This window comes from [Clostridium] celerecrescens 18A (assembly GCF_002797975.1).
Lineage (GTDB): Bacteria > Bacillota > Clostridia > Lachnospirales > Lachnospiraceae > Lacrimispora > Lacrimispora celerecrescens.
Genome location: NZ_PGET01000001.1, coordinates 5167763 through 5183337 on the forward strand (window position 1 = coordinate 5167763; position 15575 = coordinate 5183337).

Here is a 15575-nt window from a genome sequence, read left to right on the forward strand (position 1 = left end):
CTTTTTGCGCGAAGTAAACCAAATGATAAAACATGGAAATCGTGTTTTTCTTTGTTGCCTGAACCGGATTTGCATCAGGTTTACATAAAGATAATTTCAGTTAGGAGATAAAAAACATGAGTGATTTCAGAATAAAGACCTGTCCTGTGGGCCAGCTTGGAACCAATTGCTATGTAATATACCGGGAATCCCTAAAAAAGGCGGTAATCGTGGACCCGGGCGCAGACGGGGCATATATCCTGGACCTGTGCCGGGAGCTTTCCCTGAATCCGGAGGCGATTTTACTGACTCATGGGCATTTTGATCACATTCTGGCGGTAAAAGATATCAAAGAAGCATTTCCTGATGTGAAAATTTTTGCCGGAAAGCAGGAAAAAGAGATGCTTGCAGAACCGTCTGTCAATTTGTCTTCCTCTTTTGGTATGGCTTATACGGTTCATGCAGACGGATATGAGGAGGATGGAGCCATTCTATCTCTTGCAGGAATGACCTTTAAGGTTTTGTTTACCCCAGGCCATACTTCAGGTTCGGTCTGTTATCTGATCGAGTCTGAAAACATCCTCATAAGCGGTGACACTCTCTTTTTGGAGTCTTTGGGAAGAACGGACTTTCCTACGGGAAGTCAGTCCCAGATCTTAAGCTCCATAAAGGAACGGCTTTTTGTCCTGCCTGACGATACACTTGTTTATCCGGGGCATGGGGAGGCGACCACGATTGGTCATGAGAAAGTATATAACCCGGTGGCATTATACAGAGGATAGAAGCATTAAGAGTATAGCACCCTGCGGGTATCCCGATATACCCCAAAAGCATGGGAGCAGATGAGGAAGATACATGATAGGATTAATATTAGATGACCAGTCCTTTGAGCAGGATATCAGAGAGCTTTTGATGGCATTTTATCCGGGAGAGGGCTTTGTCCACAAAGAAAGCCGGTCAGAGGCCTACCGTCTTCTTGTCCGGGGCAGGACAGGGGAAGCTGATTATGAGCTGGCGATCCAGGATGTTGAGAAGGACATTGTAAGTTCTTCATCCACTGAAGTGGATTTTACTGACCGCTTCGAAACCAAGAACCGGATCAAACGGATGCTTTACGGCATGGTTCATGAGCTTACGGGGATAGAACTTCCCTGGGGAACCTTAACAGGAATCCGGCCTACCAAAATAGCCATGACAAGGCTTATGGAAGGGTATACGGATGGGGAAGTCCGCAGATACATGAAGGATACCTATTTAACCAGTGACGGAAAAGTGGATTTAAGCCTGGAGATTGCCAGGCGGGAGATGGAACTCATTTCTGCCATTGATTACAGCCACGGCTACAGCTTGTATATAGGTATTCCCTTCTGCCCTACTACCTGCCTTTACTGCTCCTTTACTTCCTTCCCTATTGGACAATGGGAAAAGCGCATGGAAGAGTATCTGGAAGCTTTATTTAAGGAAATGGATTATACAGCAAGGAAAATGGCAGGGAGGACCCTGGATACTGTTTATATCGGCGGTGGTACGCCTACTTCCCTTTCCGCCCTTCATCTGGATAAGCTGATCAGCAGGCTGAAAGCAACCTTTGATTTTACCGGGGTAAAGGAATTTACCGTTGAGGCCGGACGCCCGGACAGTATTACCATAGAAAAGCTTCAGGTTCTAAAAAGCCGCGGAGTGACCCGTATATCCATTAATCCTCAGACCATGAAACAGGAAACTCTGGATATCATCGGCCGGCGCCATACCGTAGACATGGTAAAGGACCGGTATTCCATGGCAAGGTCTTTGGGCTTTGACAATATCAACATGGATTTAATCATCGGCCTGCCGGAAGAGGATATGGAAGATGTGACCCGAACCATGGAGGAAATAAAGGCTCTTGGGCCAGATGGCATTACTGTTCATTCCCTTGCCATCAAGCGTGCGGCCCGCCTTAATATGTTTAAGGAAAAGTACGAGGATTTAAAGATCACCAATACTCAGGAAATGATCGATTTGACTGCCACCTATGCCAGAAGCATGGGGCAGGAGCCCTATTACCTTTACCGTCAGAAAAACATGGCCGGAAACTTTGAAAACGTTGGCTATTCTCTTCCAGGCAAAGCCTGCATCTATAATATTTTAATTATGGAAGAAAAGCAGACCATTATAGCCTGCGGGGCAGGAACCACCACAAAGGTGATATTCCCATCAGAAAACCGTCTGGAGCGTGTGGAAAATGTCAAGGATGTGGAACAGTATATTGCAAGAATCGACGAAATGCTGGAAAGAAAAGAAAAAATGCTTGCAAAATTGGAAATGTAATTTACAATAGAGGCATGATTTCATAATAACTACCTATGCTTTCGGGGCATAGAGGCATACCCGAAGGGTGTTTCCTATATATTGTCGGGAATTTCCCTATAAAATAAGAAAAAACGGAGTGAACGAAATGGCATTGAAAAAGAAACCGGTTACCGGAATGAAGGATATTCTTCCCGCCGAGATGCAGGTACGGGAATATGTGATGAACCAGATACGTGAAACCTATGGTGGCTTCGGCTTTCATTCCATCGAGACTCCCTGTGTGGAGCATATCGAGAACCTGACCAGCAAACAGGGCGGAGATAATGAAAAGCTGATTTTCAAGATCATGAAGCGGGGAGAAAAATTAAATGTGGAGACAGCACAGGCGGAAAATGATCTGGTTGACAGCGGCCTCCGGTATGACCTGACCGTTCCCTTGTCCAGATATTATTCTAATAATGCTGCATCCCTGACCGCTCCCTTTAAATCTCTTCAGATGGGAAGCGTGTGGAGGGCGGACCGTCCCCAGAAAGGGCGGTTCAGACAGTTCGTCCAGTGTGACATCGACATACTGGGGGATTCCACCAGGCTTGCAGAGATTGAGCTGATTCTGGCTACCACCACATTGCTTGGAAAGATTGGCTTTAAGGGGTATACCGTAAGGATCAATGACCGGAATATCTTAAAGGGAATGGCTGCTTTCTGCGGTTTTCCGGAAGAAGCCTATGACCAGGTGTTCATCATTCTTGATAAGATGGACAAGATCGGTATGGATGGTGTGGCAAGAGAACTGGCGGAAGCAGGTTATGATGAAGAAAAAATTAAAAAATATTTATCCCTTTTTGAGTCGGTGACACCGGATGCTGCCGGAGTGCGCAGCCTGGGCAGCGTCTTAAAAGATGCGATGGATCAGGAACAGGCGGAGAACCTGGCGGCTATCATTGACAGTGTGAGCCAGATTACCACCAGCCAGTTTCACATCGTGTTTGACCCTACCCTCGTGAGAGGGATGTCTTATTACACCGGAACCATTTTTGAAATCCAGGTGGACGGTTTTCCTGGTTCCGTAGGTGGCGGCGGCCGCTACGATAAGATGATCGGGAAATTCACTGGCATGGATACGCCTGCCTGTGGTTTTTCCATTGGATTTGAACGGATCATCACTATCCTGATGGATGAGGGCTTCACGGTTCCCGGAAAGGAAGACAAGGTGGCCTTTCTGATTGAAAAGGGTGTAAGTGATGATGTGATGAATGGGGCCATCAAAGAGGCGATGGAAGAACGGGCCAAGGGTGTGACTGTTCTGGTTTCCCAAATGAATAAAAATAAAAAGTTCCAGAAAGAAGGCCTTGAGAAGGAAGGTTATACACTGTTTAAGGAATTCTATAAGGATGCACTTAAGTAAATTTATCAGGAGGAACGCCCCAAGGGCATACAGATATGCCAAAAAACATGGGCAGGAAAGAGGATATTATGGCAGAGTCAATGTTAGGCTTAAAAAGAACACATAGATGCACAGAGGTTACAACAGCCAATGTGGGCAGCGAAGTAACGGTTATGGGCTGGGTCCAGAAAAGCAGAAATAAGGGAGGAATCATTTTTGTTGATTTAAGAGACCGTTCCGGAATTCTGCAGATCATTTTTGAAGAAAGCGATTGTGGAGCTGAAAGCTTTGCAAAGGCAGAAAAATTAAGAAGTGAATTTGTTATCGCAGTAACCGGCGAAGTGGAAACAAGGGCAGGAGGAGTGAATGAGAACCTGGCCACAGGAGCCATTGAAGTGCGGGCAAAGGGCTTAAGGATCTTATCCGAATCTGAGACACCTCCCTTCCCCATCGAAGAGAACAGCAAGACAAAGGAAGAACTGAGATTGAAATACCGTTTCCTTGACCTTAGAAGACCGGATATCCAGAAGAACATCAGGGTGAGAAGCCAGGTTGCCACCTTAACAAGGGCATTTTTGGCGGAAGAGGGCTTTTTAGAGATTGAAACGCCGACACTGATTAAGAGCACTCCGGAAGGTGCCCGGGACTATCTGGTTCCAAGCCGTGTCCACCCAGGCTCTTTCTATGCACTTCCCCAGTCTCCCCAGCTTTTTAAGCAGCTGCTGATGTGTTCCGGTTATGACCGTTATTTCCAGCTGGCAAGATGCTATCGTGATGAGGACCTGCGTGCAGACAGACAGCCGGAATTTACCCAGATCGATATGGAGCTGTCCTTTGTGGATGTGGAGGACGTGCTGGAAGTCAATGAAAGGCTGTTAAAGAAATTATTTAAGGAAATCACTGGATTTGATATCCACCTTCCAATTACCAGAATGACCTGGAAAGAAGCTATGGACCGCTTTGGTTCTGACAAGCCGGATATGCGTTTTGGAATGGAACTTAAAAATGTTTCCGATGTAGTCAAGGATACGGAATTTGCAGTGTTTAAGGGTGCGCTTGAAAACGGCGGTTCTGTCCGAGGGATCAATGCCGAAGGACAGGGAGCCATGCCTCGTAAAAAAATCGATGCCCTGGTGGAATATGCAAAAGGCTTTGGCGCCAAGGGACTGGCTTATCTGGCTGTAAATGAAGACGGAACCTATAAATGCTCCTTTGCAAAATTCATGACAGAAGAAGAGCTTCATACTCTTGCAGATGCAATGGGAGCAAAGCCTGGAGATCTGCTTTTATTTGCGGCAGACCGGGATAAAGTGGTATTTGACGTATTAGGCAACTTGAGACTGGAGCTTGCAAGGCAGCTTGATCTTCTGAAAAAGGATGACTTTAAATTCTTATGGGTAACGGAATTCCCGCTGCTTGAGTATTCCGAAGAACAGGGCCGTTTTACTGCTATGCACCACCCATTTACCATGCCTATGGATGAAGACTGGGCACTTATTGACAGCAATCCTGGCGCTGTCCGTGCAAAAGCATATGACATCGTGTTAAATGGTACGGAGCTTGGAGGAGGTTCTGTCCGAATCCACCAGAGCGATATCCAGTCCAAGATGTTTGAAGTGCTGGGCTTTACAAAGGAACAGGCGGAGGATCAGTTCGGATTCCTTTTGGAGGCGTTTAAATATGGTGTTCCACCTCACGCAGGACTTGCTTACGGTCTGGACCGGGTTGTTATGCTGATGGTAGGTGCAGACAGCATCCGGGATGTAATCGCATTCCCTAAAGTTAAAGATGCCTCCTGCCTGATGACTGAGGCACCTTCATCGGTAGATCCGAAGCAGCTTGTGGAGCTGGGAATAGAAATCAGTGAAGAAAATGAATAATTGATTGATGAGGGATGCTCTTCTGCTAAAAGTGTCAGCTTTTGGCGGATGGGGCATCCCTTTTCTATGTTTATAATTCTCATGTCTAAAAGAAACCTGAGAAATAGAAGAAATAATTTTAAAATATGGAAATATAATATACTATTTTTACATTTATCTGATATAATAGAGGAAAACGTACTTTTCAAAAGGAGGGTTTCAACAATGAAAGGAAGTAAGACAAGAAGGTTTCTGTCACTATGGCTGGCTTTACTCATGGTCCTGTCCCTGACGACAGGCATATCCTTTTCTTCTCTGGCGGCAGACCGGGATATCGTGGTTCTCTATACCAATGATGTCCACTGCGGGGTTGATGAAAACATAGGATATGCGGGACTTGCTCTCTATAAGAAAGAGATGCAGGCCCAGACTCCATATGTGACGCTGATTGACGCTGGAGATGCCATTCAGGGCGCACCCATTGGGACATTGTCAGACGGAGGTTATCTGATCGACATTATGAATAAGGTCGGTTATGACTTTGCGGTGCCGGGCAACCATGAGTTCGATTATGGGATGCCCCGTTTTCTGGAATTGGCAGGAAAGTTAAGCTGCGGTTACTATTCAAGCAATTTTATGGATTTAAGGACTGGCTCCGCGGTATTTGCTCCCTATAAGATCTTTACATATGGGGATACTAAGGTCGCGTTTGTAGGTGCAACTACCCCGGAAAGCTTTACGAAATCCACACCAGCTTATTTCCAGGATGGAAATGGAAATTATATTTACGGTTTTTGTGAAGATGAAAATGGACAAAAACTTTATGACCAGATCCAGTCATCTGTAAACAGTGCAAAAGCAGAGGGAGCTAATTATGTAATTTTGGTAGGCCATTTGGGCGAAAACGGGACAACAGACCGTTGGACCTCTGATAACGTGATCAAGAATACTACGGGCATTAATGTATTAATCGACGGCCATTCCCATGAGGAATATGGAAAGTACGTAAAGAATAAGGATGGCCAGGATGTGCTTCTTACCCAGACAGGTACAAAGTTAAAGAATTTCGGAAAGCTGACACTGCATACGGATGGAACCATTTCAAACGAACTGGTTTCCCAGGTTCCGGCAGGAGCGGGCACCAGCGCCTATACCGTAAAAAATGGGGATTCCTTAAGCCGGATCGCTAAGAGAGAATTAGGCTCCTATAACCGTTGGAATGAAATCTATGAAGCAAATAGAGATAAAATCAAGGATCCTAATGTCCTGACTGTAGGAGTACAGTTGGTGATTCCCGGAAAAAGCGCTATCACAGCTGACGGAAAGGCCATTGACTATGATACAGACAAATTCATTAAGGTGATTCAGGCTCAGTATAATGAGACACTGAAGACTGTGATCGGACATACGGATGTTGAACTTACGGTGAATGACCCGGCAACCGGAAAACGTGCGGTCAGAAGCGCAGAGACAAACCTTGGCGATCTGTCTGCGGACGCATACCGCTATGTGCTTGGAGCAGAAATCGGCCTTTCAAATGGCGGCGGCGTCAGAGCCAACATTAAGGCCGGCAATATCACCTACAATGATACCCTTACCGTGTTCCCATTCGGCAATATGGGATGTGTTGTAGAGGTAACTGGCCAGCAGATCAAGGATGCCCTGGAAATGGCATCCCGGAACTGCCCAAAGGAGAATGGTGGTTTCCTTCATGTATCAGGTCTTACCTATACAATCGATACTTCCAAGGCCTCCAATGTTCAGGTAGATGAAAAAGATAATTTTATAAAAGTAAACGGAGCATACCGGGTATCCGATATTATGGTAGGCGGCGCTGCTCTTGATGTGAACAAGACTTATACCGTAGCCGCTCATAACTACATGTTAAAGTCTTCCGGTGATGGCATGACCATGTTTAAAGGAAGCAAGATAATCAGGGATGATGTCATGACTGATGTAGATTTACTTTCCACTTATATCCGCAGCAATTTAGGCGGCAATGTAGGTGCTGATTATGCAAATCCTGCAGGTCAGGGCAGAATTACCATTAAATAAAATGAAAAGCAGCCTGCCCCGGTAAGATGGGGGCAGGCTTTTCCATTGCTTCTTTTCACAGGAAATGATACACTTAAAGTCAGAAACAATTACAGATAAAGATTAGGAGATTGATATTATGCTGTTAAAAAACCCGCAGACCCGTTTTGAGGAAATATACCAAATTTATAAGGAATCATTTCCAAATATTGAGCGCCGGACAAAAGACGATCAGAAAAGGGTTTTCGGTAATCCCTGCTATAAAGTCCGGGTGATAGAAGAGGAAGAAAAGATTGTGGCCTTTCTGGGATACTGGGATCTGACCTCTTGTGTTTTTTTGGAACATTTGGCCACAACGGAAGTATGCAGGGGAAAGGGATATGGAAAGAAGCTGGTACAAGAGGTTATGGAGGAAACAGAAAAGCCTGTGTTTCTGGAAATAGAACCAATCACGGAGGAGAACCCTATGACCAGAAGCAGGGCAGTATTTTATGAAAGGCTGGGATTTTACTCCAATTCCTTTTATTATGAGCAATTGCCCTTAAAGCCTTTGGACAGACCTATTCAGCTGTGGATTATGAGTTATGGAAAACCTGTGCCGGAAGAGGAATTTCTGCCGTATAAGAAAGAAATTTATGAAAAAGTATATGGTGTGGAGGCTTTTGAAACATAATTGAGAGTGCAGCCATGTACTGTCAGAGAAGCCGGCATAATGCCGGCTTCGGCTGTGGGGGAATGCCGGAGGCTCAGATGAAGAATATTCCTAACTTAATTACAATGACAAGAGTGTTAGGAACCATGGTTTTGTTGACAATGGAACCATTTTCAAGACAATTTCTCATTGTATATTTTTTATGCGGCATCAGTGATGTTTTGGACGGAATGATTGCGCGAAAGATGAATGCCGTAAGTAAAAAGGGTCAGATGCTGGATAGCATTGCTGATGTTTTCATGGTTATAGTTTTGCTGTCCATATTTGTTCCCAGCTTCAAATTGCCTTTATGGGGAATCTATTGGGTCGCTGCGATTGCTGTTGTTCGTCTGATATCGCTAGGTGTTGGTTTTATTCGTTACAGACAACTTGCATTTTTGCACACTTATGCTAATAAGCTGACAGGGTTTGCTTTGTTTACCTTTCCATTTCTATATATTGGATCAGGATTATATGCGGCGGCTATTTTGGTTTGTTTGATTGCAAGCATTTCGGCAATAGAAGAATTAATTATCAATACTGTTTCTATAAAGTTACTGCGAGATATTAAATCCATATTTTCACTAAGAAAATAGAATTGTCAATCGGATATTCGCAATCCGCTATGCTGTTTGCTCACCGCGTGACCCGCTTCACGGCATGAACTCATCGCTGCTATCGCAGCTTGTAAGAAGGGGCTTGCCCCCCTTCTGACATAGCTTGCCCCGCTATATCGGGTATAATGGGAAGTGAAAAATGTTATTGATTGTGTACCAAATGAGTTGTGGAATAAAGAGTATTGTGAAATGCCTTGTTGGAAACATATCTATCATATGCTTCATTCATTGGATTTATGGTTTATCAATCCCAGTGATAAAGAGTTTGCAGAGCCTGATATACACGAAAAGGACTTGAATAACTTAGATGTAATCTCCGGTAAATACCTTTTAAGAGAAGAAATAAATGAATATTTTGCTGATATTGATATAAAAGTAAAGACTTACCTTTCACAGCTAACAGATAATCAACTGTTAGATACTCCGCCTGATTGCGGATATAATAAATTCACTTTGATTTTAGCGCAGTTCAGGCATTTACATAGCCATATGGGAATGATAATGGGCTTTATCATTGACGACACAGGCTTATGGCCAAGAGTGTTGGGATTAGAGAATCCTTTTCCTATTGGGGAATATAAAAGATATTTTTAAATATAAACTTCAATATAGGAATATAAAGTTCAATTCGTCTATTAAGGTTAAGCAAAACAGGGAAGTTGATGGAGCTTTTTATTATGTTTTTCACATAAAGATATTTTGGCCAGCATAATGCCGGCTTTTTTTGTTCGCTCTAATATCCATAAAAGCCGTTTCTTCACAGGATGGGCTGCAAGATGCATATATTGATTTTAGTAGAATAAAAAAAGCAATTAATATGACTGGAGGAGTCGGTGGAAGTGAATCAATATAAAATATGCGTATATGCAATCTGTAAAAATGAAGAACAATTTGTAGACCGCTGGATGGATGCAGTATCAGAAGCCGATGCTGTCATTGTGACGGATACAGGATCAACTGATCATACGGTTGAAAGACTTCGGGAAAGAGGAGCCATTGTATATGAAGAAACTATATCGCCATGGCGGTTTGACACAGCCCGCAATGTGGCTCTAAGCCATGTCCCCGAGGATGTTGACATCTGTGTTTCGAACGATTTAGATGAGGTCTTTGAGTCAGGCTGGCGGAAAAAGCTGGAAGAGCTATGGAGACCGGAATACACCCGTGCACGATACTTATTTACCTTTGCCTTTAATCCTGATGGTACCCCCCAAAAGCAGTATACCATGGAAAAAATCCATATCAGGCATGGCTATCGCTGGGTACATCCGGTACATGAGGTTCTGGAATACAGTGGCGCAGGGCCTGAGAAGATCTCATGGATCAATGGGTTGGTACTCAATCACTATCCGGATTTATCAAAGCCAAGAAGCCAATATCTTCCCCTTTTGGAATTATCTGTTCAGGAAAACCCGCTTGATGACAGGTCTATGTTCTGGCTTGGAAGAGAATACGTGTATCATAGAAATTTTGATAAGGGAATTGAAACGTTGAAGAAACACCTTTCCCTTGAAACGGCTCAATGGAGTGAGGAACGAAGTGCCTCCATGCGCTTTATTGCTCAATGTTATGAAGAGAAGGGGAATATGAAAGAGGCCAGATCATGGCTTTTTCGGGCTTTGGCGGAATGTCCGGATGCTAGAGAACCATATCTTGCTCTGGTAAAATCAGCCTATAATGAAAAAAACTGGCCGCTGACCTTTGCCATGGCAGAAAAGGGATTAACTATCACAAGAAATTCAGGAAGTTATCTGGTTGACCCAGAAAGCTGGGGAAATGCTTTGTATGATTACGGTTCCGTCGGCGCTTACAATATGGGGATGTATGAGAAGGCCAGGGACTATGCCCGTATAGCCTTGAGCATGAACTCTTCTAATAAGAGGCTGCAAAATAATCTGTTATTGATTGAAGACAGGATCAAAAAACAGGAAAAGGCGGAGGAATCATCATGAAACTAAAAATCTGTGTTTATGCTATTTGTAAAAACGAGGTCCAATTTGTAGATAAATGGATGGACTCCATGAGTGAGGCTGATTTAATTGTAGTCACAGACACCGGTTCTGATGATGGGACTGTTGAAAGGTTAAAAGAACGGGGTGCGGTTGTATATGTGGACATAGTTAAGCCGTGGAGATTTGATGTGGCGCGGAATATTTCCTTGGATCATGTCCCGGAGGATATTGATATCTGTGTCTGCACGGACCTTGATGAATTATTTGAGCCAGGCTGGCGTAACAAACTGGAGGAAGCATGGCTTAACCATAGACCGGAAGGTTCCATGCCTACCGCAAAAATGGGAAGATACCCTTATAACTGGAGCCTTAAGGAAGATGGGACTCCAGACATTCAATTTTATTATTTTAAAGTCCACAGCCGGCAGGGGTTCCGTTGGAAATGCCCTATCCATGAATTTCTCCAATATACGGGGAATTCGCCCATTGAAACCATATATATTGAAGGAATGATTCTAAGCCATTACCCGGACCCTGAAAAATCCCGGGGTTCATATCTTCCTCTTTTGGAGCTTGCTGTAAAGGAAGCTCCGGATGATGAGAGGATGCGGTATTACCTTGGAAGAGAATATATGTATAAAAGCCAGTGGCAAAAATGCATAGAAACGCTTAAGGAATATCTGGCTTTGCCGGCTGCTGTATGGAGTGATGAGCGTTGTGCCGCTATGCGCTGGATTGCAAAATCCTGCTATAAAATAGGAGATCTGAAGGGAGCGTATGCCTGGTATTACAAAGCAATTGCAGAAGTACCGGATATGCGTGATTCCTATGTAGAGTTCTCTAAAATGTGCTATGAAATAAAAGATTGGGCGATGACTTACTTTTTAACAAAAGAAGCTTTAAAGATAAAGGAAAAATCGAGGACTTTTGTCAATATGGGATATTCCTGGGATTATACCCTGGATGATTTTTGCGCCATAGCTGCCTATAGGCTGGGTATGCCGAAGGAATCCCTGGAACATGCAAAGAGTGCTCTTGAATATGCCCCCGATAATGAACGGCTAAAAAGCAATTTTAACATTATCGCAGCCGAACAAAAATCAAATCATCCTTAAAAATGGAACGTATTAATGATGACATTCTAATATGTTCCTTTATGGATTTTTAGAAAGGGCGTCGTACTATGCAATATGCCAGTGATGGTCATGAAATTAACCAGGCGGCGGCAATACAGGAGTGTTCAGGAAACGTTTGCAGATGTAACAGAGGATGCTGTTCTATGGGGCATGCAGGTCCAACAGGTCCAACGGGTCCAACGGGTCCGACAGGCCCGCGGGGAGCAAGTGGTCCAATGGGGCCGAGAGGAGTTGTGGGGCCAGTGGGTCCAACGGGTCCACGTGGAGCAACAGGTTCGACTGGTCCACAGGGAGGAACAGGCCCAACAGGTGAGCAAGGAGTCACAGGCCCAACTGGACCGCAGGGAGACACAGGCCCAACGGGTCCAACAGGCCCGCAAGGGATCATCGGCCCAACAGGTCAGCAAGGAGCCAACGGTCCAATCGGCCCGCAAGGAGCTACGGGCCCTACGGGTCCGACTGGCCTACAAGGAGTCACTGGTCCAACAGGTCCACAAGGAGTAACCGGTCCAACTGGCCCACAGGGATTGATCGGCCCAACGGGTCTGCAGGGGGACACCGGACCAACGGGTCCGCAAGGTATCACCGGCCAAATGGGTCCACAAGGAGCTACTGGTCCAACGGGTCCGCAAGGAGACACCGGTCCAACCGGTCCGCAAGGTATCACCGGCCCAATAGGTTCGCAGGGAGTCACCGGTCCAACGGGTCCGCAAGGAGTCACCGGTCCATCAGGTCCGCAAGGAGTTACAGGCCCAACAGGTCCACAGGGGGATATCGGCCCAATAGGTCCGCAAGGGGTCGCCGGTCCGACTGGCCCACAAGGGGACACTGGACCAGCCGGTCCGCAAGGGATAACCGGCCCAACGGGTCCACAGGGAGCTATAGGTCCAACAGGTTCACAGGGTGTAACAGGTCCAACTGGCCCGCAGGGAGTCACTGGCTCAACGGGTCCGCAAGGAGACACTGGTCCAATAGGTGCACAGGGAGCCACAGGCCCAATCGGGCCGCAGGGAGACACTGGCCCAACGGGTCCGCAGGGAGATATCGGCCTAACAGGTCCACAGGGAGATACCGGTCCAACAGGTCCGCAGGGAGTAACTGGCCCGCAGGGAGATACCGGCCCAACGGGTCCACAGGGGGCAATCGGCCCAATTGGCACACAGGGAGACACCGGTCCAACCGGCCCACAAGGAGTAACCGGACCAACTGGCCCGCAAGGGGTAATCGGCCCAACGGGTCCACAGGGAGACACCGGTCCAACAGGTCTGCAAGGAGTCATCGGTCCAACTGGCCTGCAGGGAGACACGGGTCCAACGGGTCCGCAAGGAGTCGCCGGTCCAACCGGTCCGCAGGGGGATACCGGTCCAACCGGTCCGCAGGGGGATACCGGCCCAACCGGTCCGCAGGGGGATACCGGTCCAACTGGTCCGCAGGGAGTCATAGGTCCAACCGGTCCAACAGGTCCGCAAGGAGTCATCGGCCCAACTGGTCCGCAAGGAGCTACAGGTCCAACAGGTCCGCAGGGTGTAACGGGTCCAACAGGCCCACAAGGAGTTATCGGCCCAACGGGTCCACAGGGAGACACTGGACCAACAGGTCCGCAAGGAGTCACCGGTCCAACAGGCCCACAAGGAGTCATCGGCCCAACGGGTCCACAGGGAGTCATCGGCCCAACTGGCTTGCAAGGAGTCACTGGTCCAACTGGTCCGCAGGGGGATACTGGTCCAACCGGTCCGCAAGGAGATACAGGCCCAACTGGTCCAACTGGCCTGCAGGGAGATACCGGTCCAATGGGTCCACAGGGAGATACCGGTCCAATCGGTCCACAGGGAGTGATCGGTCCAAACGGCCCGCAGGGAGACACCGGCCCAACGGGTCCACAGGGAGGCGTTGGCCCAACTGGTCCACAGGGGGACATCGGCCCAACCGGTCCACAGGGGGATAACGGACCAACCGGTCCACAGGGGGACACCGGACCAACTGGTCCACAGGGGGATATCGGTCCCACCGGTCCGCAAGGAGTCATAGGTCCCACCGGTCCGCAAGGATTAACTGGCCCAACCGGCCCACAGGGAGACACGGGTCCCACCGGTCCGCAAGGAGTGATCGGTCCAACCGGCCCACAAGGAGCTACCGGTCCAACCGGTCCGCAGGGTGTAACGGGTCCAACCGGCCCACAAGGTGTTATCGGCCCAACCGGTCCACAGGGAGACACAGGCCCAACCGGTCCACAGGGAGACACAGGCCCAACCGGTCCACAGGGAGACACCGGTCCAACCGGCCCGCAAGGAGTCACCGGTCCAACAGGTCTACAGGGGGATACAGGCCCAACCGGTCCACAAGGAGTCACCGGTCCAACCGGCCCACAGGGAGCTACGGGTCCAACCGGCCCAGAAGGAGTCACCGGCCCAACCGGCCCACAAGGAGCTATGGGTCCAACAGGTCCACAGGGAGTAACCGGCCCAACTGGTCCAACCGGTCCAACCGGCCCCAATTTTGCTACAAATGGCTTTTCTGCGTTCGTGGCCTCCTTGTCAGTATCAACAGATACGCAAATAACAAACTGGACCACGACTGCTCCTTATTATGGAAATGCAAATTTTAATGCAACAACAGGAAACTTTACTGTACCTACAACAGGAAGATACTCTATAAAGGCAACTATTAACTACTCTACAACAGCAGCAATAACGGGTTCAATTGGAAACACAATTAATCCGTCCTTTGCAGTATCAAGGACATCACCTACAACTACTACGATTGTGAGCGGCTTATTCCCTGTTTTAAACATTAACGTAACGCTCTTGACGTTAAGAGCCGTATTAGGTAATGGAACGGTTACCTTGGCTTGTGATGCAGCATTAAATAGTGGTGACGTTATTGGTTTGTTTTATGTATCAAGTGGTTTATCCTTAACTCTTAATCTTGGGGGAGCCAATACTGGAGGAATCGTATGGTCCGTTCATCAGACAGCATAGTATAATAGAATTGCAATCTCAAATTTAATTATTTTATAAAAGTTATCTCGAAGTTTATCCAAATGCTGTATGTAATTTAAGAATACGCATAAACTTCGGGATAACTTTTTTATTGTAGATCCTCTAGCAACTCTTTCTCATGTCTATGGATTATCTCTAAATTTATATTAATAGGAAACGAAAAATTGTTGAAACGAAAAGTTTATGCAATTACGGAGGAAGCACATCATGGTTAAACAGAAAAAATATAGATTGCAGGTAAGCTTATTTTATTTGTAAGCGTTTAGGTTTGCAGCATAATTTTCCTATTGATGATGTTCTTTTATGCAGGTCTGAATCGTGCGTATCAGAATTGGATTGACTCAAGATATCCAAGTTTCGATGCATATATTAAAATAGTTGTGGTATCTTGTAAGCACATTAGAGACCAACTATAAACGCTATGAAAACGGTGAGATCACAGAGCATGCAGTGCGTAAAAATGCGGAGAATATTGTACGGAATCTCTGCTAGAATGATGGAAAAGTTTATTTCTGGGCAGATACATCTGCCGGGTTGTGTGCCTCAAGGAGGTTTCAAACCAGGCAAGTCATGTGCTGAACTTATGTTTAATAGAAGTTACATCCCGTGAATAACCCATTGCCATTAATCAA

At 46.5% G+C, this 15575-nt stretch carries 11 protein-coding genes; all 11 read left to right on the plus strand.

Annotated features, from left to right (window positions below; genetic code table 11):
* Positions 1 to 116 precede the first annotated feature (116 nt).
* The 11 genes from H171_RS23475 (at position 117) to H171_RS25080 (ending at position 14922) form a co-directional block, all read left to right on the plus strand.
* Positions 117 to 761: an MBL fold metallo-hydrolase gene (locus tag H171_RS23475; RefSeq protein ID WP_100307274.1), complete on the plus strand. Its 645-nt coding sequence runs from the start codon at positions 117 to 119 to the stop codon at positions 759 to 761.
* A 73-nt stretch (positions 762 to 834) separates the two neighbouring features.
* Complete coding sequence (gene hemZ, locus H171_RS23480; RefSeq protein ID WP_100307275.1) at positions 835 to 2289, plus strand: coproporphyrinogen dehydrogenase HemZ; 1455 nt, start codon at positions 835 to 837, stop codon at positions 2287 to 2289.
* A 127-nt stretch (positions 2290 to 2416) separates the two neighbouring features.
* Positions 2417 to 3676, plus strand: coding sequence for a histidine--tRNA ligase (gene hisS, locus H171_RS23485; protein WP_100307276.1), 1260 nt, complete (start codon positions 2417 to 2419; stop codon positions 3674 to 3676).
* 68 nt (positions 3677 to 3744) lie between these two features.
* The gene (gene aspS / locus H171_RS23490; protein ID WP_100307643.1) at positions 3745 to 5535 is read left to right on the plus strand and encodes an aspartate--tRNA ligase; all 1791 of its coding nucleotides are present in this window, start codon (positions 3745 to 3747) and stop codon (positions 5533 to 5535) included.
* Between the two features lie 204 nt (positions 5536 to 5739).
* The gene (locus H171_RS23495; RefSeq protein ID WP_100307277.1) at positions 5740 to 7569 is read left to right on the plus strand and encodes a bifunctional metallophosphatase/5'-nucleotidase; all 1830 of its coding nucleotides are present in this window, start codon (positions 5740 to 5742) and stop codon (positions 7567 to 7569) included.
* Between the two features lie 118 nt (positions 7570 to 7687).
* Positions 7688 to 8221: a GNAT family N-acetyltransferase gene (locus H171_RS23500; protein ID WP_100307278.1), complete on the plus strand. Its 534-nt coding sequence runs from the start codon at positions 7688 to 7690 to the stop codon at positions 8219 to 8221.
* A gap of 77 nt (positions 8222 to 8298) precedes the next feature.
* Positions 8299 to 8835, plus strand: a complete 537-nt coding sequence (locus H171_RS23505; protein ID WP_100307644.1) for a CDP-alcohol phosphatidyltransferase family protein — start codon at positions 8299 to 8301, stop codon at positions 8833 to 8835.
* 153 nt (positions 8836 to 8988) lie between these two features.
* Positions 8989 to 9450, plus strand: coding sequence for a hypothetical protein (locus H171_RS23510; protein ID WP_100307279.1), 462 nt, complete (start codon positions 8989 to 8991; stop codon positions 9448 to 9450).
* 245 nt (positions 9451 to 9695) lie between these two features.
* Positions 9696 to 10808 (plus strand): tetratricopeptide repeat-containing glycosyltransferase, encoded by a 1113-nt coding sequence (locus H171_RS23515; RefSeq protein ID WP_100307645.1) that lies wholly within the window; start codon positions 9696 to 9698, stop codon positions 10806 to 10808.
* The gene (locus H171_RS23520; protein ID WP_100307280.1) at positions 10805 to 11923 is read left to right on the plus strand and encodes a tetratricopeptide repeat-containing glycosyltransferase; all 1119 of its coding nucleotides are present in this window, start codon (positions 10805 to 10807) and stop codon (positions 11921 to 11923) included. Before H171_RS23515 ends, H171_RS23520 begins: the two co-directional genes overlap by 4 nt.
* Positions 11924 to 12087: 164 nt before the next feature.
* Complete coding sequence (locus H171_RS25080; protein ID WP_157803214.1) at positions 12088 to 14922, plus strand: collagen-like domain-containing protein; 2835 nt, start codon at positions 12088 to 12090, stop codon at positions 14920 to 14922.
* Positions 14923 to 15575 lie beyond the last annotated feature (653 nt).